Here is a 22030-nt window from a genome sequence, read left to right as displayed (position 1 = left end):
CTTTCAATGGACGGAAAGTTGCGTGCGATTCGGCACGCCGATCGCGCGCGGAATTGCGTCGAATTGCAACTAGACGCGATGCAGCCAGCCGAGCCACTGTTCGATCAGCGGCGCACGCGACCACAGCGATTGCGCGAGCCACAGCGTGCCGCCCCAGGCGGCCGCGACCACGATCAGGTCGCAATGCCCGCTGTTCCACAGGTTCAGCGAATGGCGCCGCCAGATCCACGGTACGCCGAGCGGATTCGGCCAGTCGGCGAGCAGGTGCATCACGCCGCCGCAGGCGAAGCCGAACAGCGGCGCGGCCCATAGCGGATGCGGATGATGGATGAGCCCGTGCCAGCCGAGCGCGAGCAGCGCGATCCAGCCGATGCCCCAGTGCGTGAGGGTGCGATGCGTGATCCACAGGCGGCGCTTGCGGCTCCACCAGGCGACTTCGAGCCAGTCGGGCGCGGTGCCGCCCGCGACGCCCGCCGCGAACGCGGCGAGCATGCCCGAGTGCCACGGACCGGTTGAGCCGGTTTGCGCGACGAGGACGGCGGCGGCGACGCCGGCTGCGAAGCCGGACGCGTGATGTGCATTGTGTGATGCCATAGGGAGCGAGACGAAGCAACGTGAAGCGGCGCGTGCACGAAACGATGATGCGGCGCGCAACGGGGCGCTATCTTCGCAGATCGGGCTGTGCCGCGGGCGGGGCGTTCGCGGATTTTTTTGCACGCGCGGCGAGGCTTGCCGCGCGGTTCGCAACTTTCGGGTTTTGTGCGGTGCGCGAAGCGCGCGCCGCAGGCGATGTCGAACGATCCGCGCGCACGTCGCGGCAGCGCAACGTGACCGCGCGCACACAATCGCCACGCTTTCGTCGCGTCCCGCGTGTTCGACCCTTTTTGTCCCCCTATACTACGTAGCCGGCCCAGGGCCGTCGGCGCGCCCGCGGCCTTCCACGGATCAGGTGCTCGTCGTGCCTGAAGGAGATCCACATGGGGGACATGCAATGACTACGCTGAATCGCTTCAAATCATCCGCAGCCGTGCTCGCGACGGTGGCCGGCATCGGCTTCCTGCCGAACGCGCCCGCGTACGCGAAAGGGCCGCAGCCCGCGGTCCTGACGAGCTCCGCGGTGGCGGTGGCCGACAAGTACAGCGCGGATGCCGCGGAGCGGATCTTCAAGGAAGGCGGCAACGCGATCGACGCGGCCGTCGCGATCGCGTTCACGCTCGCCGTCACGTACCCGGAAGCCGGCAACATCGGCGGCGGCGGCTTCATGACGATCTACAAGGACGGCAAGCCGTACTTCATCGATTACCGCGAGCGCGCGCCGCTCGCCGCGACGAAGGACATGTATCTCGACAAGGACGGCAACGTCGTCAAGGGCATGAGCCTGTACGGCCCGCGCGCGGTCGGCGTGCCGGGCACGGTGGCGGGCATGTGGGAAGCGCAGAAGCGCTTCGGCAAGCTGAAGTGGAAACAGGTGCTCGCGCCGGCGATCCACTATGCGCGCGACGGCTTCGTCGTCGACGAGCAACTGGCGCAGCGCGGCGTCGACGCATCGAAGGAGTTCGGCGGCAAGACCAACTTCGACAAGTACTTCTCCGGGCTGAAGGCCGGCGCGAACTTCAAGCAGCCCGATCTCGCCGACGTGCTGACGCGCATCGCAAACGGCGGCGCGGAAGGCTTCTACAAGGGCAAGACGGCCGAGCTGATCGCCGCGTCGATGAAGACCGGCGACGGCAACGGGCTGATCACGACCGAGGATCTCGCGCAGTACCGCGCGGTGTGGCGCCAGCCGGTGCAGGCGAAGTGGAACGGCTATGACGTGATCACCGCGCCGCCCCCGAGCTCGGGCGGCATCGGCCTCGTGCAGTTGCTGAAGATGAAGGCCGACCTCAAGCAGGACTTCGAGGGCGTCAAGCTCAACTCGCCGCAGTACATCCACCTCGTCGCGGAAATCGAGAAGCGCGTGTTCGCCGACCGCGCGCAGTATCTCGGCGATCCCGACTTCTACAAGGTGCCGATCGCGCAGCTGACCGACGACGCGTACATCGCGAAGCGTGCGGCCGAGGTCAACCCGAAGGAGCCGTCGGACACGAAGAGCGTGCAGCCGGGCCTCGGCACGACGATGCCGGAGAAGGCCGAAACGACGCATTTCTCGGTGGTCGACAAGTGGGGCAACGCGGTGTCGAACACGTACACGATCAACGGCTATTTCGGCTCGGGCGTGATCGCCGACGGCACGGGCATCGTGCTGAACGACGAGATGGACGACTTCTCCGCGAAGCCGGGCGTCGCGAACATGTTCGGCGTGGTGGGCAGCGACGCGAACGCGATCGAACCGAAGAAGCGCCCGCTGTCGTCGATGTCGCCGACGATCATGACGAAGGACGGCAAGGTGTCGCTGGTGATCGGCACGCCGGGCGGCTCGCGCATCTTCACGTCGATCTTCCAGGTGATCAACAACATCTACGACTTCAAGATGCCGTTGAAGGAAGCGGTCGGCGCGATGCGGTTCCATCATCAGCTGCTGCCGCCGAACACGATCTTCTGGGAGCCGTACCATCCGATCGAAGGCGAACTCGCGAAGCAGATCGAAGCGCGCGGCTATACGCTGAAGGGGCAGGATTTCAGCGGCGACATCCAGGTCATCAAGATCGACGGCAAGACGCCGGAAGCGATGGCCGATCCGCGCGGGCGGGGGGTGACGCGGGTCATTCGGTGACGTTGACGTGAAGCGACGCGTGCGCGAAGCGACCGCGCACGCCGTTCGGCAGCCGGTGTTTCGAGCCGGCTGCCGAAATTTTTTCAGCCCGTCGTTCGAATGAAATCAGCGATCCGCGTGGCAATGGCATCCGGCGCATCCTCGAAGCAGTAGTGCCCGACGTCCGCCAGCCGCTCGATCGGCGCGGACGGAAACAGCGCGGTAAAGAGCGGCAGGAAGTGTTCGGCGCCGAGCGTTCGATCAGCGTCTCCCCAGATCGCGAGCGCGGGCTTGCTGCGTATCGCGCGCAGCGCCGCCGCATCGGGTTCCTCGAACCGGTGTGCGCCGGCCGCGAACCCCCGTGCCCATCCGATCGCGCCGAGACAGTCGGCCGGTTGCGCGAACGGCGCGCCGTATGCGGCGATCCACGTGTCGGCGATGATCGCGTGGTTCTCGAAGCCGTTCAGCTTCAACGTGCTCAGGATGTTGAAGCCGAGCTGCCCGAGCACCGTTTCGAGCGTACCGTCGGCCGCCGCACGCATGATCCACTGGAACCACGGCGCCTCGCGGCCATTCGCCGTCAGGCGCTCGGCGAGATCGGTCTGCCCGAACGGCGTCGGTCCGTTGGCCGACACGATGCGCCGAATCCGGTCCGGATGCCGCGCGGCGAGCCCCATGCCGACCGGGCCGCCGAAGTCGTGCATCACCAGCGTGATGCGATCGAGGTCATGCGCGAGCACGAAACGCTCGAGATTGTCGATGTGATCCTGCAGCCAGTAGCTGCGGTCCTGCGGCGTCGCGCTTTTGCCGAAGCCCATGTGATCGGGCACGACGACGCGGTATGTCGGGCTCAACGCCGTCACGAGGTGACGGAACAGATATCCCCATGTGGGTTCGCCATGCAGGCACAGCACGATTTCGCCGTCGCGCGGACCTTCGTCCACGTAGTGCATCCGGAAGCCGGATGCGTCGTCGAAATGCGGGGCGAATGGAAAGGTGCCGTCGAACGTGGCATCGGACCGGATCATCGAATGCTCCTTCGGGGAGTTGGAGAGGATGGTTTCAGTCGAAACTGGTTCGAGCGTAGATGATTAGGTTTCAAGTTGCAACCTTGTAAATCATGAGGGCAGTTGCCGAATGCGGGGCCGATGAAGTGAGGCGACGTGATGAATCCCTCCAATTTATGGATTTATTGGTTGGAACGTATGAATTCATATGCCAATTCCGGCTGGAACGGTCATTCCGTTCATCGATCCCGAACAGTCGGCAACTCAGCATTGATCTTTTCTGAATTTGGTTTTATATTGAAACCATTCATTTCAACGAAAGCGATCACCGTCGAGCCCTTATCCCGGTCACGGCGTCGCCGCCTGCACCGATGAACCGACGCACCACGCACGAAGATTCCCTTTGCGGTGTCGCCCGCCCGCTGGACGCGATTGGCGACTGGTGGTCGCTGCTGATCGTCCGCGACGCGTTCGACGGGCTGCGCCGCTTCGGCGAATTCCAGAAGAATCTCGGCCTCGCGAAGAACATCCTGGCCGCGCGCCTGCGCAACCTGGTCGCGCACGGAATCATGGACGTCGTGCCGGCCGCCGACGGCGGCGCGCATCACGAATACGTGCTGACCGAGAAAGGCCGCGGGCTGTTTCCGCTGCTGGTCGCGCTGCGGCAGTGGGGCGAGGATTTCTTCTTCGAACCGGACGAGGCGCACGTGCTGCTGGTCGACCGGAAGACCGGGCTGCCGGTCAGGAAGCTGGAGCTGCGTTCGCAGGACGGCCGCGTGCTCGGCCCCGAGGACACGGTCGTGCTGCCGCCACCCGGTTGATGTACCCCGAATCGACGGGTGCCCCCGCTTCAACCACGTAGGCGGCTGCGCACGGGCGCAGTAAGCGACGAGCGGGAATCGCGATGCGCCGTCGTTGAACTTCCGACCGGCCGGCACATCGACATTTTTCTTGAAGGTTGTGTACGCAACCTTGCCCGGGATACCGACGTATGTGATCGCGTTCACCCCCGATCGCTCGCCGCGTTGCTTTCGAGGAAACTGTCCACCGCGATCAGCGATTGTTCGTCGAGCGTGCCGAGCACGCTTTTCAGCTTCAACTGAAGCTTCAGCGCATCGAGATAGCTGTCGAACAGCTTCTGCCGGATGCCCGAGATGTCGCGCCGCAGGTTCAGCGTTTCGTACGTCGTGCTGTAGCCGACCTGATGCGCTTTCATCGACGCATCGTAGGCGAGCCGCGCGGCCTGCAGCGACTGCTGCTGCGCGCGAATGCGCTTGCCGACCGATTCGAGCGCGGACAACGCCTCGCGGTGATCGGTGCCCAGTTGCTCCTCGACCTCGCGCAGCCGGTTGCGGTACTGCTCGGTCACGTGCTCGGCCTCGACCTGCCGGTAGTACACGCTGCCGCCGGAGAAGATCGGAATCGTCACCTGCACGCCGACCGCGCTTTGATGGAAATCCGAACGATCGGTGAGCCCGCGCAGGTTCGGGTTGAGCCCACGCGAATACGACGCGAACAGGTCGACGGTCGGCAAGTGTTCGGCGCTGACGCGCTTCGCGGCAAGGCGCGCGACCTGGACGTCGCGATAGGCCTGCCGGTACGCGGGGTTGTCCTGCGGCGCATAGTCGCCGGACGGAATGCGCGGCGACGACCCGCGCATCGCCAGCCGCGGCCAGCGCGAGAAATCGATCGTCGAACCGAGCAACGTCTCGTAGCGGGCGCGCCGCGCATCGACGTCGGTCTGCGCGAGCGCCTCGTCGGATTGCGCGAGGCTGCGGCGCGCCTCGATCTCGGCGGTGTCGCCGATCGTCTTCATCCCGAGTTGCGCCATGCGCCGCGTATCGCTTTCGAGTCGCGTGAGCGCGCTGACTTCGTCGTCGGCGGATTGCAGTTTCTCGCGCGCGCTCAGCAGATCGAAGCACGCGTTCGCGACCCGCAGGATCAGGTCCTGCTTCGCGACCTCGAGCTTCTGCTTCGCCGCTTCCTCGTACTCGGTCGCGCGCCGCATGTCGTACAGGTAGGGCACATTGAACAGCGCCTGCGTGACCTGAGCGGAACCGTATGCCGCGTTGCTCGACCCGCTGACGTCGATGCCGAACAGGTTCGCGTGCGTGCCGTAGCGCCCCCACTCGAGTTGCGCGGCGGCCTGCGGCAGCATCTGCGCACGCGCCTCGGGAAATTTCTGGCGGGCCGCATCGTATTCGCTGCGGGCCTGCAGGTAGCGCGGATCGTGCACGGACGCGTACTGGTAGGCGGTATCGAGGCAGAACGCACGGGCGTGTGCCGGCGCGCCGGCTATCGTTACAGCGAACAATGTCATGGTTGCAAGTCGGGGATTCCACCTAGTCGAAAATCTTGATAGGGAAATACCCGCATCCGGTGTCGCCGACTCGCAATTCGTGCTCCTCGTTTCAAACATGGCCGTCTCCGTCTCCTGTCCGTGCCGCAATGCATTGCGGCGGGATTTAAACGTTTTGAAATTGAAATTCAAACAGCATGAATGCCTGCTACTCGCCGTGCATCGGAAAATGCGGCTGTAAGAGTGTGTCCTCCATTGAATTCCGATGCGCCCGCATGATAGCCTGATTTCGGCTGGTAATCGCAGTGATTATTAGATTAACGAGTCGCTCGGGATTAAAAGCCGTTTGTCTTTCAATGAAGGTTCTTTGCATCATCTTTATTTTTTACGAGGAGAGAATGATGAAGGTCATGACGACGGAACAGGTCAGGAATGTGCATGGCGGCGGTGCGATCAGCTCGCTGGGTAGCCTCGCCGTTGACGCCGCGCCGGTGGTGACCGCGCTCGGCCAGTTCCTGCCGAGCCTCGGCAATTACCTGCAGAACCCGAAGACGTTCAATAACACCGGCAAGTAACCGCCGTGCGCGGGGAGGCGCCCCCCGCGTCAGATGCTGCGAAACAGAAGGAAAAGAATCGATCGCCGCGGTGGAAATAAAGTGACTTCGAAATGCATTATTTCGAAATCGGGCGATTATCAGGAGACTGGAGTGCTGGATTATCACGTAATAAAGTGAACGGCCATCGGGCTTGCAATTGGCTGACGGCTGTTGGCATTCCGACAATATAAAGGCCACCACAAATGCGAGACATCACGGAAGAACAGGCCCGCCAGATTCGCGGCGGCGCGTCGCTTTACTCCAATTCGGCCGCCTATACGGTCGATCTCGTCAATCAGTCGATCGGGACCACGCTGCAGGGCCTGATGACCCAGTACCAGGCCCACGCCGTCGAACAGTTCCGGATGTCGCTCGGCTCGTCGCGCTGAGCGGCCCGCCGAGCGGCCGGCAACACCGATCTTCCGTCGCAGCCGGTAGCGCCGGCTGCGCCCATGCGTATCGCGCACGACCCGCCACGGGCCCGCACCGGCTGGCCCGGGCGGCGCGTCGTCGCGCCCCGGGTGCCCGACCATGCTCTTCAATACGCGTAAAGTCCGTCCGGTCCTGCAGGACGAAGTGACGGAGTGCGGCCTGGCCTGCCTCGCGATGATCGCGTCGTGGCACGGGCGCGAAACGACGTTGCGCACGCTGCGCAACCGCTATCCGGTGCGGATCGACTCCGGCCTGTCGTTCTTCGACCTGATGGAAATCTCGAACGATCTCGGCCTGCGCGCACGCGGGCTGCAGTTCGATGCGGGCGAGCTCGACGCGCTCAAGACGCCGTGCATCCTGCACTGGGGGATGAACCACTATGTCGTGCTGACGAAGGTCGGCTACGGCAGCGTGCACATAGTCGACCCCGCGCTCGGCGAGACGAGGCTGCCGCTCGCGCAGGCGCTCACGCACATCACCGGCTATGCGCTCGAACTGAATCCGGACATCGGTTTCTCGCGGGCGGGGCAGGCCGACCGCATCCGGCTGCGCGACTACCTCGAAGGGCTGACCGGCATCCGCAAGAGCCTCGCGATCGGCATCGTGGGCGGCGTCGCCGCGCAGCTCCTGCTGCTGCTCGGCCCGTCGTACGTGCAACTGACGATCGACGAGGCGCTGAAGAAGACCGACGTCGACATCCTGTACCTGCTGACGATCCTGTTCGCGATCGTGTTCCTGTTCGACACGCTCTACGCGAATCTCGTCGGCAACATCAAGAGCTACCTGCGCAACATCGTGTCGCAGCAGTTGTCGGCGAACATGGTCGGCCATCTCGCGCGGCTGCCGATCGGTTATTTCCTGTTTCACAACACCGGCGATTCGATCTCGCGCGTGTCGTCGGTGTCGGAGGTCGGGCGATTTCTCGTCGACGGGCTGGTGGGCGGGCTGCTGAACCTCGTCACCTGCACGCTGACGCTCGTGCTGATGCTGTATTACAGCCCCGTACTGGCCGGTATCAGCCTCGCGGGGATGGTGCTGTTCGCGTTGAGCCGGCTCGCGATCCAGCCGCAACTGCAGGACGCGATGTCGCAGATCCTCACGCGCGGCGCCGAGGCCGATGCGCTGCTGATCGAGAACATCCGGTCCGCGCATTCCATCAAGCTGCTGTCGGCGGAGACCGCGCGCAGCAGCCTGTGGGTCAACGCGTTCACGCAGAAACTGCAGGCGATGCGCCAGCAGGAGCGGCTGCAACTGCTGTTCGACGCGATCTCGAAGGGGATCGTGCACGTCGAGCAGCTCGTGATCGTCACGTACGGCGCATGGCTCGTGATGCACGGCCAGAGCACGATCGGCGTGATCTACGCGTTCATCCAGTACAAGAACCTGTTCGCGGACAAGTTCATCGATTCGATCCAGCTCTACGTGCGGCGCAAGGTGCTGCAGGTGCACATGGATCGCGTCGCGGACGTGCTGCAGACCGAGACCGAGGAGCCGGCGCCGGACGCGGTCGTGCGGCCGGTCGACGGGTTCGACGGCGCGCTGTCGATCCGCGCGCTGTCGTACACGCCGAAGGGCGGCCATCGGCCGATCCTGAGCGATGTCGCGCTCGACGTGCCGGCCGGCAGCAAGATCGCGATCGTCGGCCGCACCGGCAGCGGCAAGACGACGCTGCTGAACTTGATCTGCGGGCTCGTGCGGCCCAAGCCCGGCACGCTGTTCGTCGGCGGCGTCGATCTCGCGGAAGTGAACCTGCGGCAATACCGCAAGCATCTCGCGGCCGTCACGCAGTCCGACCAGCTGTTTCGCGGGACGATCCGCGACAACATCACGAATTTCGCGCCCGCGCCGCGGATCGGCGCGATGTTCGACGCGGCGAAGCTCGCGTGCATCCACGACGAGATCGAGCGGCTCGACCATCGCTACGACACGCCGCTCGGCGATACGCAGAAATTCCTGTCGGCCGGCCAGATGCAGAGATTGCTGATCGCGCGGGCGCTGTATTGCGAGCCGCGCCTGCTGATCCTCGACGAGTTTTCGTCGAACCTCGACCAGGCGACCACGCACGAGATCTGCCGCAACGTGCTGACGCTGCCGTGCACGATCGTGCTCGTCACGCACGATGCGTCGATCCTGTCGATGGTCGACCGGATCTACCGGATGGATGACGGCGTGCTGACCGATGCGACCGACGCATGGCGCACGAACGAGGAGGCGCGGTGATGCTCGGGCGGCTCTTCCTGCTCAATCCGTTCTCGTATGCGTTCCTGCTACGCCGCGCGGTGCGGGCGATCGCGCTGCGCACGTCGCCCGCGCGTGGGCTGCGGCTGATGCGCTGGTGCTCGGGCGCGTGCCTGCGCTGCTTTCCGTGCATCCGCGAGTCGATCGAGCGCGCGGTCGCTTACATGTTGAGCGCGCACCTGAACGACGATCCGCGGCGCGTGCGCGAAGTGTCGGCCGCGATCGTGCGCGAGTTGTTCGAGGCCGAATTCGCGGGGCTCAAGCTGCGCACGCACAGCCTCGCATCGATGAAAACGATGATCGACGGGATGGCATGCGAAGGCGACGACCAGTTGCGCGCGGCACTCGCACGCGGCGGCCCGCTGATGCTCGCCGGGCTGCACTTCGGCAACCTGATGCTGTTCGTCACGAAGCTGCGCTTCATGATTCCCGACGACCGCAAGCTGATGGTGATCCTGCACCGCGACGCGCCGGGCGCGTTCTTCGACGATGCGCTGCGGCTCGTCGCCGAGTACGGCGCCGGCGAAGTCGAATTCATCGACATCGAGGAGCGCGTGCATCTGCGGCGGCTGATCACGAGCCTGCGGCGCGAGGCGCCCGTGTTTCTGCTGTTCTCCGACTTGCACGGCAAGTTCGGCAAGACCAATCGCTGTCGGCTCGGCGGGCGCTGGGTGCGGATGGCCGGCGGCGGCGTGAAGCTCGCGGTCGAGCAGGGCATTCCGCTGCTCGTCGCGTATGCGACCGGCGTGCCGTTCCGCGATCGATGCGCGGTGCATTTCACCGAGCTCGCGGCCAGCCCGCTTGCACCGATGCTCGGTACCGACGACGACGCGTCGCCCGTGCGCGCGACGCACCAGCGCATCGTCGACCGTCTCGAGCAGGCGCTCGTGCGCCAGCCCGAGCAGTGGCATTTCTGGGAACACTTCACGCCTTACCTGATGCCGACGCCGCTGCTCGATGCGGCCGCGCGGCATCGCTCCTGACGAGCCCGCCCCATGCCGACCTGGAATTCCGCCCTCCGAGAACAGAAGCCGTCGCGCAAGCTCGCGCGCGGCACGACCTTCGGCACCGTGATTCACGGCGTCGTGGACGTGCCGGTGTCGATGCGGTTCTTCTGCTACCTGTCGCTGGCGATGTTCGCGATGTTCGTGACCGCGCTCGTCGATCTGAGCTACGCGAACACCGAGAGCGTGTCGGGGATGCTGACGCCGCGCTCGGGGCTGATCGGCGTCGGTGCGCCGCCGGGCTGGGCGGTGCGCGACGTCTACGTCGGCAAGGATCAGCACGTGAAGGCCGGCCAGCGCCTGCTCGCGGTGACGCGCGACACGAGCTTCGTCAGCCAGGCGAACAACGTGCAGGGGATGCGCGCGGCGCTCGACCGGCAGCGCGTCGAGGTGACGCAGCAGATCGATGCGGCGCGGCTCGAATACCGGTCGTCGGTGCAGCAGATCAATCAGCAGATCGCCGCGCAGGGCGAGAGCCGCGGGCTGATCGACCGGCAGATCCAGGACCAGAAGCGCATCGTCGACGAGTATGGCGAACGGCGCGCGCGCGTGAAGCAGTTGCTCGACGAACAGGTCGTGACGCTCGAACAGTACAACCAGGTCAACACGCAATACCTGCAGGCCGGCCAGGCGTACCAGGACCTGCTGCTGCGCCGCGCCGAACTCGCGAAGAACGCGATGAAGCTGCGCGGCGATCTCGACACGATGCAGAGCAAGTACGACGGCGCGAACGCGGAACTGAAGATCAAGCAGGAGGAGCTGAACGCGAAGGAATACAACATCGACGAGAACGTGAACCAGGTGCTGTACGCGCCGGCCGACGGGCAGATCGTGCGGCTCGACGTCGTGCAGGGCGGCGTGATCGATCCGCCCGGCACGCGTGTCGTCGAGATCCTGCCCGCGAAGGCGGACGGACTGATCGCCGAGGTCTACATTCCGTCGTCGAAGGCCGGCTTCGTGAAGAAGGGGCAGGAGGTGAAGGTTGCGTACGCAAGCTATCCGGTGGAGAAATTCGGCACCTATCGCGGCAAGGTGCTGTCGATCTCGCCCGTCGCGTTCTCGGCGAAGGAACTGAACCTGCCCGGCGATGCGGCCGTGCCGCAGACCTACTTCAAGACCTGGGTCGAACTCGCCGACCGCACGCCGTCGTTCGATGGTCGGCCGTTGTCGCTGCGGGCCGGGATGATGCTGAAGGCGGACATCGTGCTGGAGCGTCGCAGCCTGCTCGAATGGCTGTTCGAGCCGTTGTACCGGATTCGCCAGCGCCTGTTCGGCGTGCCGGCCTGAGCCGATGGGCAATCGCGACACCCGCCGCCCCCGCGCGCGGCCGGGCACCGTGCGTCCGCTGTCGCGCTGGCTCGGCGCGACGCTGTTCGCATGCGCGGCCGCCGCGCACGCCGCGCCGCAGCCCGACGGCGACGCCCCACCGCGCTGGCAGGCCGGCGCCGACGGGATCGGCTTCTGGCCGGGCGGCGATGCGGCTGGCTTCGATGCGAGCGCATGGATGACCGATGCGGGGCCGGCGCGCGGCGCACGCAACGAAGCTTCGGGCGACGAGCGGCAACCCGATACCATTCCGCTGACCGCCCGCAAGATCACGCTCGGGCAGCGAACCGGCGCGGCAGCGCGCGCCTGCGAGGCCGCCGGCGACGCGGGCGCGGACGGCATCGGCTTCGACGACGGCCGTACCGGCGGCGGCTGCGATCCGGCCGCCACGCACGATGCACCGGCCGGCGACGCAGCGGCGCGCGGCGTCGTCCATGCCGACCGGATGCCGTACGAACTGCATCCGGTCGATCCATCGCGGCTGCCCGATCTGCCGGCCGCGCAGGCGCCGCCCTTGCTCGAGCAACTGATGGGCGACGACCGCAACATGGTCGGCCTCGGCTGGCACTTCGTCGGGACGACCGGACGCTCGACGCCCGTGACGACGCGCACCGACGCGCTCGGCCTGAACAGTTTCCAGAACGCGGGTTCGAGCCTGTCACTCAGCAATACGAACACGCTGGCGTTCACGTTCACGCATTTCGTCTCGGAGCACTGGGCGGCCGAACTGGGCGCCGGCATTCCGCCGGTGCTGACGTTGCGCGGGCACGGCAGCATCGCGCTGCCGCTCGACCGCATCTTTGCCGGCGTCCACGGGCGCTTTCCGCTGATCGATCTCGGCAACACGCAAAGCAATCCGCTCGCGACCACGCGGGCCTGGCTCGGCTCGGTCGTGTTCAAGTACTACCTCGGCGAGCGCGACGACCGTTTCCGTCCGTTCGCGGGCATCGGCGTCAGCTACACGCGTTTCACGAACACGAACCTGAACCCCGTGTTCCAGCGCAAGCTCGCATCGCTCGGCGGGCTGCTCGCGGCCGGCGCGGACATCGGCAGCCTGCAGTCGCTGCTGCTCGATCCGGCGCTGTTCCAGCGGATCTGGGACGCCGGCGGCGATCTGCTGCTGTCGGGGCGGACCAATGTGTCGGCGAAGGTGAAGAGCGTCTGGGAGCCGGTGTTCACCGTTGGCGCGAGCTACCAGATCACGCGCCGGTTCTGGCTCACCGGGATGGTGACCTACATCCCGCTGCGCACCCGGATCACGCTCGACATCAACCAGCCGAACCGCCTGCTGGCGTCGAATACGTTCGATATTTCGGCGAACCCGGTGCTGGCCACCGTCCTGCTGAACTTCCGCTTCTGACGGCGTAGCCGGCCATTTTCATGAATTTGACGCGCGACGCTGGGATAATGATCGAGTTTGGCTGCGTCAATGATGGAAGGAGGCCCCATGGGCGACAACGATACCCGCACCGAGACCGACAACCGCACCGAGACGCGCTCGATGGAGGAGCGCCAGCGCCGTTTCGAGGAAGATCTCGTCGACGCCTACGACGAAGAGCTCGAGATGGAACTCGACGACCGCCGCTTCGACAATGGTGAGGACGTGCTGTTCTCGCCCGAGCGTCGCGAGGCGCGTAAGGCGTATTTCCGCGAGTTGTTCCGCTTGCAGGGCGAACTCGTGAAGCTGCAGGACTGGGTCGTGAACACCGGGCACCGGCTCGTCGTCCTGTTCGAGGGGCGCGATGCGGCCGGCAAGGGCGGTGCGATCAAGCGCATCACGCAGCGCCTGAACCCGCGCGTGTGCCGGGTGGCCGCGCTGCCGGCGCCGAACAACCGCGAGCGCACGCAATGGTATTTCCAGCGCTATGTCGCGCATCTGCCGGCAGGCGGCGAGATCGTGCTGTTCGACCGCAGCTGGTACAACCGTGCGGGGGTCGAGCGCGTGATGAATTTCTGTACCGACGACGAGTACGAGGAATTTTTCCGATCGGTGCCCGAGTTCGAGAAGATGCTCGTGCGCAGCGGCATCCAGATCGTCAAGTACTGGTTCTCGATCACCGACCACGAGCAGGAACTGCGCTTCCAGAGCCGGATCGAGGACCCGCTGAAGCAGTGGAAGCTGAGCCCGATGGACCTCGAAAGCCGCCGCCGCTGGGAGGCTTATACGGCCGCGAAGGAAGAGATGCTGCAGCGCACGCATATTCCGGAGGCGCCGTGGTGGGTCGTGCAGGCCGTCGACAAGAAGCGCGCGCGGCTGAACTGCATTCACCATCTGCTCGGCCAGGTGCCGTATCACGAGGTGCCGCGCCCGACGATCGACCTGCCGCAGCGCGAGCATCACGAGGATTACATTCGCCGGCCGGTGCCCGACAACATGATCGTGCCGGACGTGTATTGAGCGGTTCGGGGCGGCTGGACCGGCCAGGGGAGGCGCGCCGTGCAACGCGGCGCGCGGTCTTCTATCGAGCGAATCCAATCACAGGTCGGGGAAGCCGGAGCGTCCTTGCGTCAGGTCGAACAGTTCGGCCCTTGCCGCGGCTTCGGCGGCTTCGGGCAGCTTGATCACGAGCTTTACCGTCATCCCGTACGCGCTGTCCACTAGCGCGTAACCCGCCTGTTCGATCCAGCGGCGCACGCGTGCCTCTTCCGGGTAGCCGATCTCGATCGCGAGCCGCGTGTGCCGAATGCGCTCGACGCGCTCGGCATCGAGCAGCGCCGACGCGATCGCATCCGTGTACGCGCGCACCAGCCCGCCCGCGCCGAGTTTCACGCCGCCGTAGTAACGCACGACCGCGCCGAGCACGCCGTCGAGGTCGTGATGACGCAGCACTTCGAGGATCGGCCGGCCCGCCGTGCCCGACGGCTCGCCGTCGTCCGACATACCCGACTGGCCGCCCGCCAGCAGCGCCCAGCACACGTGGGTGGCCGCCGGATGCTCGTCGCGCAGGCGCTGCAGCACCTGCATCGCGGCATCGCGGTCCTCGACGGGAACCGCGTACGCGATGAAACGGCTCTTGCGGATTTCGAGTTCGCGGAGGTAGGAGGTGGCGAGCGAATAACTCATGCGTCGCGACGCGGAAAGCGTAGGGAAATCAAGGTGATGATGGCCGGTCGATGCTCGTGGTGTGGGCCCGCGGACCGATGGATGTCGTCTGCATGAGCGCGGGGCGAAGACGGAATTTTACCGTGGCGCACGTCGAGGGTATCCAGTTTGGCCGGCGACCGCGGTCCGGATGGCGAGCATGGCTTGAATCGGGCACGGTACCTGCGCGCGACATGCGCTGCTTTCGTTTCCTGCGCGTGGCTCAAGTCGATTCATCGATGCCGCGCACGGCATCAACGCACGCCGACCGACGACCGCAGCGCCGCGCCCAGCGTGCGCAGCGCCTGCCGGGCGTGCGCATCGGTCAGGTTCGAGTAGAGCACCACGTCGCGCGCCGGCAACGGCGGCAGCCCGTAGCGCGTCCCCACGTCGACGGTGCCGGCGGGCGCCACGCGATGCCCGAGCGCCGCGACGGCCAGCCCCGCGGATACCGCCGCGCCGATCGTCGCCACGCCGCCGCCGACGAAGACTTCCGTCCACGCGACACCGGCTTCGTCCAGCGCGTCGACCGCCATGCGGCGCACGCTGCACGGTTCGGCCTGCGTGGCGAGCCGCAGCGGTTGCGGCGGATGGTATTCGAAATCGGCCGCCGCCATCCAGCCGAACGACTCCGACAGAATGGTTTCGCCGTCGAGCCGTCGGCTGTCGTGCTGCAGCGCGACGGCCGCATCGAGCCGGCCGCGATCGAACGCATCGAGCACGTCGCGCGACGCGGCGACGCGGATCTCCAGCACCAGCGCCGGCTCCGCTTCGCTCATCCGCCGCAGCAGCATCGGCAGATCGGCGCCGACGACATGGTGGCTGACGCCGATCACGAGCCGTCGCTGGCTCGTGCCGAAGGCGCCGAGCGCACCATGGTGAGCGGCCACCAGTTCGCGCGCCGGCTCCAGGAACGCGGTGCCGTCGGCCGACAGGCGAACCTGCCGCGGCGTGCGTTCCAGCAGGCGGCGGCCGAGCCCGTCTTCCAGCCGCTTGATCTTCAGGCTCACCGCGGACTGTGTCGTGTCCAGCGCTTCCGCGGCCCGCGTGAAGCTCTTGAGATCGGCGGTCAGCACGAAGGCCTGCACGGCTTCGATGTCGAGCGTTTTCATCGCACCCTCATTCATTTCAGAATCGAATCATTGAAATATTCTGCCATCGTCTTTTCAAATGATTCAAGGTCTTCTACGCTGCGTCCATGCCGTCCGGAATGCCGTCCGTTTCTTTCGCCAGGAGTCGATCATGCTGACCGCGTACTACGTGCACCGCCTGCCGGCGGACTACGACCTCGACATCATCCGCAATCGCGTGCGCGAGCGCGGCCGGCTGTGGGACGACACGCCCGACCTGCTGTTCAAGGGATTCCTGTTGCGCGAGGCCGGCCGTCACGGCGCGACGGAAAACGGCTATGCGTCGTTCTACCTGTGGCGCAACGAACAGGCGTTCGCGCGGTTCGTGACGGATGGCCGCTATCGGGTCGTGACGGACAGCTTCGGTCGCGCGCCGATCGACACGCAAGTTGCGCTCGACGCGCGCAAGGGCAGTGCGTCGACGGGACGTTTCGCGCGTCTTGAAACGATCGAGATTCCGGCGGACGCCGATCTCGATGCGGCACTGGCGCGGGAGATCGCACGCAATCGCGAAGCGGCGGCTCGGCAGGGCGTGGTCGCGGCGGCCGTCAGTCTCGATCCGCTGCGTTGGCGCTTGACGCGTGCGCTCGTGACGGAACATGAACCGGACGACGGCGGCGCGGGCACCGTGTACCAGGTCCTGCATCTGGCGAGGCCGTTGCTCGACACGCTGGACGCGGGTCGCGCGTGATGGCCGGCATCGCGTCGCGATTGCCGGCCGGCGTGGTGATTGCCGCGCATCTGGCGGGTGTGGCGGCGGGCATCGTCACGATCGCGGCGCTCGTGACGGTGCTGGCGCTGCTGTTCAGGTAACGCGCTTCAGCACAGTGGTGGTGGGCGCGGGGGCGCCGCGCATGCGATGCGCGGCGCCCCCGGTCGCTTCATCGCCGCTCGCTCAATGGCCTTGCAAGCGGATATCGCGCGACGACGCGCCGACGTACACGGTCCCGCCCGAGACGACCCGCCAGCCGTTGCGCGACGTATCCCAGACGCTCTGCATCCGCGGCGACACGGTCACGCGCACCCGCCGTGCCTCGCCCGGATTCAGCCGGATCTTTTCCCAGCCGACCAGCCGCTTCGGCGGCTCGTCCTTGTACGGCACGCCGAGATAGACCTGCGGCGTTTCCGCGCCGGCCACGCGCCCGTCGTTGCGTACGGTGAACGCGACGCTCAGCGAGCCGTCCCATTGCTTCGACACCGACAGACCCGAATACGCGAAGTGCGTATACGACAGGCCGTAGCCGAACTCGAACATCGGCTTGATGTTGCGCGCGTCATACCAGCGGTAGCCCATGTCCAGCTTTTCCGCGTACACCGGGTCGTTGTCGAACGCGCCGTTTTGCCCCCACGTCGGCGAGTCCTGATCGCGCGCCGGGAAAGTCACGGGCAGCTTGCCCGACGGATTGACCGCGCCGAACAGCACGTTCGCGATCGCCTTGCCGCCGGCTTCGCCCGGATACCACGCCTCGACGATGGCCGACACGTTGTCCTTCCACGGCATCAGCACCGGATTGCCGCTCTGGACGACCACGACCGTATGCGGATTCGCGCGCGCGACGGCCTCGACGAGCGCATCCTGGTTCGACGGGTTCGCGAGGCTCAGGCTCTGCAGGTCGCCGAAATCCTCGCCGGCCGGCTGCGCGACCACGACGATCGCGACATCCGAGCGGCCCGCGAGCGCCGCGGCCTGGTCGATCTCCTGCTGCGTGTACGCGCGGAACGGCGACTGCTGGTCGCTGTTGCCCGCATACGTGACCTGCGCGGCCGGCGCCAGCGCGCGGATCGCCGCGACGATCGGCACGTCGACCTTGAGCCATGGATTGCGCCACCAGCTGCAGCCGGTCGACGATCCGAACGTCAGGCCTCCGCAGCCGGCGAACGAACCGGATACGGGGTCGCGCGTGTTACCCGAGCCGCCGCCGGACAGCACGGCTGCATCCGCATGGCCGCCGATCACGGCGATCCGCGACAGTGCCGACGCGACGAGCGGCAACTGGTTGCCGTCGTTCTTCAGCAGAACGATCGATTGCTCGGAAGCCGCTTGCGCGAACCGGTTCCCGGCCGCGAAATCGATCGTGCCGCCGCCTTGGGCCGGATCGTCCATCACGCCCACGCGGATCATCACGGCGAGCTTGCGGCGCACCATGTCGTCGAGGCGCGCGGTCGACACCGAGCCGTTCGCGATCGCCTGCTTGACGGCCGCCGGCGTCAGGTACACGCTCGGCCCGACGTCTTCTTCCTCGTCGAGCCCGGCATTGATCGCGGCGGCGGTGCTGTGCGTGGCGCCCCAGTCGGACTGCACCTGGCCCTGGAAGCCCCACTCGTTCTTCAGCACGTCGTTCAGCAGATGAGGGTTCTCGCACGCATAGGTGCCGTTCAGGCGGTTGTAGCTGCACATCACGCTACCGGGCCGCCCGCGTTTCGCGGCGATCTCGAACGGCAGCAGATACAGCTCGCGCAGCGTGCGTTCGTCGATCTGCGTATTGCCGCCCATCCGGCCGTGCTCCTGCTCGTTGCCCGCGTAGTGCTTGATCGTGGCGATGACTTTCTGCCGCTGCGTGGCGAGCGTGCGTTCGGCGAGCAGGTCGCCGGCGAGCAGCGGATCCTCGCCGAGATACTCGAACAGGCGGCCGCCGCGCGGCTCGCGCGCGAGGTTGGTGCCGCCGGCGAGGCCCATCCCGAATCCTTGCGCGCGCAACTGGATCGCGACCTGCTTGCCGTAGTCGTACGACAGCCGCCGATCCCAGCTCGCGGCGACCGCGATCGTGGCCGGGAACGTCGTGCTGGCCTGCGACGTGCTGCCGGAGCCGGTCGCCGAATCGACCATGTTGAGATCGGGAATGCCGAGCCGCGGCACACCCTGGATGTAGCCGGCGCCACCGCCCGGCACCTTGGACATTTCGTATTGCGAATGAATGAATTGAAGTTTCTCGTCGAGCGTCATCTTGCGCACGAGCAGGTCGGCGCGCCGTTGCGCGGCGGCCGATGCGAACGCGTCGGTCGCGTCGCCCTGCGCATTGAAATCGGCGTCGCCGGCGTAGGCAGTGGTGCAGAGGGTCGCTGCCAGCACGACGGCCGGCCAGAGTTTGTCCCGCATGTTGCTCTCCTGATCGTATTGCCGGTTGTTCGAATGATGTCTGGAGCTGCGCACGTCCGGTGGATTCGCACCGGACGGATTCGGCTGGCGGTGCAGGATGGTTGCGCGTCGGCATGCCAGGCCAGGCGGGGAATCGTTACGGCCGGTTGGGCTCGACCAGTCAATGCGGGCGGCGACGCAGGCCATCCCGCACTGTCGAATCGGGTGTAGCGATTCTCTGCTGCGACCAATGGTATGAATGTAGTTTGACTACAGCATCGGTGTTTCTACCGATCCGTGTGATCTTTATTTCGTAGTCGCGCTGGGTGGGGTGGAAAGGCGGTCATCGTTCCCGATGGTGGGGGTGTGGTCGGGTAAGAAGTACCTGTGTGCTGGTGCTATTGCGCGGGCAATACGCCGTGACTCGTGGTCCGGTTCGTTGCGTGTACATCTAACCGGGGCGACATTGACATGTCATCGAATACGACGCGGTTGACCGGATGTCCGAAACGTACTTTTCATGTGGCGATGACGGTATTGCTCAATCGCTTGGGTCATTTCACGCACTGTTTGCCGGTGAATCTGTTTCTAATCTTGCGCGGGTGCGTACGCTCGATCGAGTTCGCACATCTCTTTTCGATAATCAATCGACCGGGCATCGAATCCGAAGGTGCGACAGGAGTTGATTTCCGCAAAGTCCGACAATCACACGTCAAGGAACGATATGGCATTCCAGCTTCAGGATCGGGTCCAGGAAACGACCACTTCTACCGGTACGGGGGCGCTGTCCCTGGCCGGTGCAATGACGGGATTCCGAGCATTTTCGTCCGTGTGCGCCAATGCCGATACTTTCTATTACGGGCTGCAAGCGGTCACGGGGACCGGTGTTCCGAGCGGGAACTGGGAGATCGGAATCGGCGCATACAACGCCAGCGGGAACACGCTGTCGCGTACCACCGTGCTGGCGTCGAGCAATGGCGGTGCGATCGTGAATCTCGCTGCGGGTACCACGCAGGTGTGGATGGATTTACCCGCGGCGCTTCCGGCCAATTTGCCGGTCAGCGCCAAATATTTTGGTGCGAAGGGAAACACCCGGATCGTCAACGACGGCGTCACGACGTCGGGATCAACGTCGTTTTCGTCGGCCTCGGCGGTATTCACGGCGGCGGACGTCGGCAAGCGGATCGACATCGCGACAACGAACGCCAGCGGCGTTGCAACGCTGGTCGTTTCCACCACGATTGCGGCGTTCGTCAGCGCGACGCAGATCACGCTCGCGAAAGCCGCCAATGCGTCGGCGACCGGGGCGAACGTGGTCTACGGCAGCGACGACGGCCCGGCCCTGACGGCCTGGCTGAACTACCTGATGACTATCTGGCCGGTCAAGGGCGACCTGCCTGCCGGGGTCTACTATTCGAGCCTCGCGCTTCCGTCGATCACCAGGCCGATAGCCGTGTTCGGGCATTCGGCGCGCACCTCGATCATTCAGTTCGGCGCCGGCGTCAGCGGCCAATGCCTGACGGTATTGAACGCCGGCTTCAACAACGAAGCGACGGATTTGCCGCAGACCGGCAACGTGTCATGGACGTCGAACATGGCCGTGCTCGCCGGGTGTGTCCTGCGCGACTTTACCCTTCAGGGCAATCGCGCATGCGCATCACTGCAACATGGCCTGGTGTTGCAGGGCAACGTGGACTGGCTCGATGTCGCTCACGTGAACTGTCTGTATTTCCGCGGCGGCGGCGTGCTGTGGATGGACACCGGAAGCGGATCGACGCAAGCACGCGCCAACGTACGCGAGATCAATCTGAACACGATGAAGATCAGGCACTGCGGCGACCTGTCGACGAACACGCCGAGTTTCGGGATCTACCTTGACGACAGCCCGGCTGCCACTATGTCCGACTCGTCGAACCTGTTCAACCTGAACAATATCGACATCATCTTCAGCTATGGCACCGCGCTCGCCGTGCAGGATCGGCGCACGTCGAATACCGGCTTTCCGCTGTACGGAATTCAAGCGCGAAACATCGTGCTGCACGACCGGATGACGACGATGGGACTGAGCGGCGGCCGGATGTTCAGCGTCATCGGACAGGTCACGAACTGCCTTTTCGACATCAACTTCCCGTTGAGCGCACGTAACGACTACGCGGCGGAGATTCGGCCGAACCCGAATTTCAATGTCTATCCCACGGACAATGAATTTACCTTCGCGTTCCCGAAGACGGTGAAGGGGGTGACGATCGGGAACATCGGCTACAACACGATCAGGTTCAGGAATTATTTCGGATGCGCCGAGGCGGTATTCATTTCCACCGAGAGTCCGTACAACCTGAGAATCGATTGCGAGACCGACAGCGTGTTTCAGCAGGTCACCTCGGCGCTGGTTTTGACGGGGACGGGCGCCGTCGCGATTCCGGGCTGGTCGTTCGGTACGACGCCGAACCTGTCGATCTTCATGCCGGTCAACGCAGTCAACGGGACAGGCGACACGACGCTGGCGACCATTTTTGGCATCACGGGCACGATCGCGCGTTCCGGAAGCGTCACGGCCGGAACCGACACCTATACGTTTACGCCGTCTTCATCCAGTACGGCGTACATTCCCGCAGGAGAATACTTCTCGAAGATCTGTGTCGATGCGTCGCAAGGTAACGGGGTGGCCGGGCGTTACAAATATATTCCTGAGGACCGCTACGGACGTGCGGTCAACAGCGCATGGGCCAGCGGGCGCCTGCTGCAAATGTGGCCGTGGCAATTTCACATCGAGAATGCGACCGGGCTGGTTCGTTACAGCTACGGCGTGCCGACGGCCGACAGCGCCGGTAACGCGATGGCGGTGTGGTCCAACGGCTTCGTCGGCACCAGTTCGACGCCCGGGGTGACCGGTATCAGCAAACTGACGGCGAACTATGCGTCGCCGACGATGCTGACCAACCTGGTCGGCGGGATCGACGGCCAGTCGGTCAGGATCATCGCGACCAACGGCAACTGCACGATCGCGAACAACGCGAACATCCAGACGACGACCGGGGGAAACGTCGTCATGGTGAGCGGGCAGGTCCTGACTTTTACGTTCGACGCGACACTGAACAAATGGTGTGGCGGTTAGCAACCGGCGGTCGCGGTCGCTTTTCAGGGGAGT

18 protein-coding genes are annotated in these 22030 nt (G+C 65.3%); 12 read left to right on the top strand and 6 right to left on the bottom strand.

Annotated elements, in window-relative coordinates; translation table 11 throughout:
• Positions 1-69: 69 nt before the first annotated feature.
• Positions 70-594: a metal-dependent hydrolase gene (locus AP428_RS21300; RefSeq protein ID WP_054928372.1), complete on the bottom strand. Its 525-nt coding sequence runs from the start codon at positions 592-594 to the stop codon at positions 70-72.
• A 397-nt stretch (positions 595-991) separates the two neighbouring features.
• On the opposite strand from AP428_RS21300, the gene ggt reads away from it, so the two are divergent.
• Positions 992-2713, top strand: a complete 1722-nt coding sequence (gene ggt / locus AP428_RS21295) for a gamma-glutamyltransferase (RefSeq protein ID WP_050010847.1) — start codon at positions 992-994, stop codon at positions 2711-2713.
• A gap of 83 nt (positions 2714-2796) precedes the next feature.
• Here the strand turns inward: ggt and AP428_RS21290 are convergent, their stop codons facing one another.
• Positions 2797-3720, bottom strand: coding sequence for an alpha/beta fold hydrolase (locus AP428_RS21290; RefSeq protein ID WP_054928371.1), 924 nt, complete (start codon positions 3718-3720; stop codon positions 2797-2799).
• Positions 3721-4070: 350 nt separating this feature from the next.
• On the opposite strand from AP428_RS21290, the gene AP428_RS21285 reads away from it, so the two are divergent.
• Positions 4071-4520, top strand: a complete 450-nt coding sequence (locus tag AP428_RS21285; RefSeq protein WP_011547884.1) for a helix-turn-helix domain-containing protein — start codon at positions 4071-4073, stop codon at positions 4518-4520.
• A 182-nt stretch (positions 4521-4702) separates the two neighbouring features.
• Here AP428_RS21285 and AP428_RS21280 read toward each other — a convergent pair whose 3' ends face one another.
• Positions 4703-6118: a TolC family protein gene (locus AP428_RS21280; protein WP_054928370.1), complete on the bottom strand. Its 1416-nt coding sequence runs from the start codon at positions 6116-6118 to the stop codon at positions 4703-4705.
• A 281-nt stretch (positions 6119-6399) separates the two neighbouring features.
• On the opposite strand from AP428_RS21280, the gene AP428_RS37225 reads away from it, so the two are divergent.
• The 7 genes from AP428_RS37225 (at position 6400) to ppk2 (ending at position 13992) form a co-directional block, all read left to right on the top strand.
• Entirely contained in the window at positions 6400-6573 is a 174-nt protein-coding gene (locus AP428_RS37225) for a hypothetical protein (protein ID WP_006495012.1), read from the top strand.
• A gap of 224 nt (positions 6574-6797) precedes the next feature.
• Positions 6798-6983 carry a hypothetical protein gene (locus AP428_RS21275; RefSeq protein ID WP_006479215.1) on the top strand — a complete coding sequence of 62 codons (186 nt, stop codon included), beginning with the start codon at positions 6798-6800 and terminating at the stop codon, positions 6981-6983.
• Positions 6984-7125: 142 nt separating this feature from the next.
• A complete protein-coding gene (locus AP428_RS21270) occupies positions 7126-9246 on the top strand; it encodes a peptidase domain-containing ABC transporter (RefSeq protein ID WP_011694712.1) in 2121 nt (706 codons plus the stop codon).
• The gene (locus tag AP428_RS21265; protein ID WP_054928387.1) at positions 9243-10247 is read left to right on the top strand and encodes a hypothetical protein; all 1005 of its coding nucleotides are present in this window, start codon (positions 9243-9245) and stop codon (positions 10245-10247) included. Before AP428_RS21270 ends, AP428_RS21265 begins: the two co-directional genes overlap by 4 nt.
• Positions 10248-10259: 12 nt before the next feature.
• The gene (locus AP428_RS21260) at positions 10260-11555 is read left to right on the top strand and encodes an HlyD family secretion protein (RefSeq protein WP_054928369.1); all 1296 of its coding nucleotides are present in this window, start codon (positions 10260-10262) and stop codon (positions 11553-11555) included.
• A 4-nt stretch (positions 11556-11559) separates the two neighbouring features.
• Positions 11560-12954, top strand: coding sequence for an OmpW family protein (locus AP428_RS21255; protein ID WP_011547878.1), 1395 nt, complete (start codon positions 11560-11562; stop codon positions 12952-12954).
• Between the two features lie 87 nt (positions 12955-13041).
• Positions 13042-13992: a polyphosphate kinase 2 gene (ppk2, locus tag AP428_RS21250; RefSeq protein ID WP_011547877.1), complete on the top strand. Its 951-nt coding sequence runs from the start codon at positions 13042-13044 to the stop codon at positions 13990-13992.
• A gap of 78 nt (positions 13993-14070) precedes the next feature.
• Here the strand turns inward: ppk2 and AP428_RS21245 are convergent, their stop codons facing one another.
• Positions 14071-14658, bottom strand: a complete 588-nt coding sequence (locus AP428_RS21245) for a YigZ family protein (RefSeq protein ID WP_006479209.1) — start codon at positions 14656-14658, stop codon at positions 14071-14073.
• 272 nt (positions 14659-14930) lie between these two features.
• Positions 14931-15788, bottom strand: a complete 858-nt coding sequence (locus AP428_RS21240) for a LysR family transcriptional regulator (RefSeq protein WP_011547876.1) — start codon at positions 15786-15788, stop codon at positions 14931-14933.
• A gap of 130 nt (positions 15789-15918) precedes the next feature.
• On the opposite strand from AP428_RS21240, the gene AP428_RS21235 reads away from it, so the two are divergent.
• Together AP428_RS21235 and AP428_RS37695 are read left to right on the top strand one after the other, a co-directional pair.
• Positions 15919-16497: a DUF4865 family protein gene (locus AP428_RS21235; RefSeq protein ID WP_012338297.1), complete on the top strand. Its 579-nt coding sequence runs from the start codon at positions 15919-15921 to the stop codon at positions 16495-16497.
• The gene (locus AP428_RS37695; protein WP_256334098.1) at positions 16494-16619 is read left to right on the top strand and encodes a hypothetical protein; all 126 of its coding nucleotides are present in this window, start codon (positions 16494-16496) and stop codon (positions 16617-16619) included. Before AP428_RS21235 ends, AP428_RS37695 begins: the two co-directional genes overlap by 4 nt.
• An 82-nt stretch (positions 16620-16701) precedes the next feature.
• Here the strand turns inward: AP428_RS37695 and AP428_RS21230 are convergent, their stop codons facing one another.
• On the bottom strand, positions 16702-18903 hold the full coding sequence (locus tag AP428_RS21230) for a glycoside hydrolase family 3 C-terminal domain-containing protein (protein WP_011547874.1): 2202 nt from the start codon (positions 18901-18903) through the stop codon (positions 16702-16704).
• Positions 18904-19606: 703 nt separating this feature from the next.
• Between AP428_RS21230 and AP428_RS21225 the strand changes: the two genes are divergently transcribed.
• A complete protein-coding gene (locus tag AP428_RS21225; RefSeq protein WP_011694713.1) occupies positions 19607-21997 on the top strand; it encodes a hypothetical protein in 2391 nt (796 codons plus the stop codon).
• Positions 21998-22030: the final 33 nt, after the last annotated feature.

Origin of the sequence: Burkholderia sp. E168m22 (assembly GCF_001319805.1) — a bacterium.
GTDB classification, from domain to species: Bacteria; Pseudomonadota; Gammaproteobacteria; order Burkholderiales; family Burkholderiaceae; genus Burkholderia; species Burkholderia orbicola.
This window is presented reverse-complemented; position numbering and strand designations above follow the sequence as displayed.

What these genes read in the sequence shown, in the direction of transcription:
- AP428_RS21300 (WP_054928372.1), bottom strand. Translation starts at nt 594, where the DNA reads ATGGCATCACACAATGCACATCACGCGTCCGGCTTCGCAGCCGGCGTC.
- ggt (WP_050010847.1), top strand. Translation starts at nt 992, where the DNA reads ATGACTACGCTGAATCGCTTCAAATCATCCGCAGCCGTGCTCGCGACG.
- AP428_RS21290 (WP_054928371.1), bottom strand. Translation starts at nt 3,720, where the DNA reads ATGATCCGGTCCGATGCCACGTTCGACGGCACCTTTCCATTCGCCCCG.
- AP428_RS21285 (WP_011547884.1), top strand. Translation starts at nt 4,071, where the DNA reads ATGAACCGACGCACCACGCACGAAGATTCCCTTTGCGGTGTCGCCCGC.
- AP428_RS21280 (WP_054928370.1), bottom strand. Translation starts at nt 6,118, where the DNA reads ATGTTTGAAACGAGGAGCACGAATTGCGAGTCGGCGACACCGGATGCG.
- AP428_RS37225 (WP_006495012.1), top strand. Translation starts at nt 6,400, where the DNA reads ATGAAGGTCATGACGACGGAACAGGTCAGGAATGTGCATGGCGGCGGT.
- AP428_RS21275 (WP_006479215.1), top strand. Translation starts at nt 6,798, where the DNA reads ATGCGAGACATCACGGAAGAACAGGCCCGCCAGATTCGCGGCGGCGCG.
- AP428_RS21270 (WP_011694712.1), top strand. Translation starts at nt 7,126, where the DNA reads ATGCTCTTCAATACGCGTAAAGTCCGTCCGGTCCTGCAGGACGAAGTG.
- AP428_RS21260 (WP_054928369.1), top strand. Translation starts at nt 10,260, where the DNA reads ATGCCGACCTGGAATTCCGCCCTCCGAGAACAGAAGCCGTCGCGCAAG.
- AP428_RS21255 (WP_011547878.1), top strand. Translation starts at nt 11,560, where the DNA reads ATGGGCAATCGCGACACCCGCCGCCCCCGCGCGCGGCCGGGCACCGTG.
- ppk2 (WP_011547877.1), top strand. Translation starts at nt 13,042, where the DNA reads ATGGGCGACAACGATACCCGCACCGAGACCGACAACCGCACCGAGACG.
- AP428_RS21245 (WP_006479209.1), bottom strand. Translation starts at nt 14,658, where the DNA reads ATGAGTTATTCGCTCGCCACCTCCTACCTCCGCGAACTCGAAATCCGC.
- AP428_RS21240 (WP_011547876.1), bottom strand. Translation starts at nt 15,788, where the DNA reads ATGAAAACGCTCGACATCGAAGCCGTGCAGGCCTTCGTGCTGACCGCC.
- AP428_RS21235 (WP_012338297.1), top strand. Translation starts at nt 15,919, where the DNA reads ATGCTGACCGCGTACTACGTGCACCGCCTGCCGGCGGACTACGACCTC.
- AP428_RS21230 (WP_011547874.1), bottom strand. Translation starts at nt 18,903, where the DNA reads ATGCGGGACAAACTCTGGCCGGCCGTCGTGCTGGCAGCGACCCTCTGC.
- AP428_RS21225 (WP_011694713.1), top strand. Translation starts at nt 19,607, where the DNA reads ATGGCATTCCAGCTTCAGGATCGGGTCCAGGAAACGACCACTTCTACC.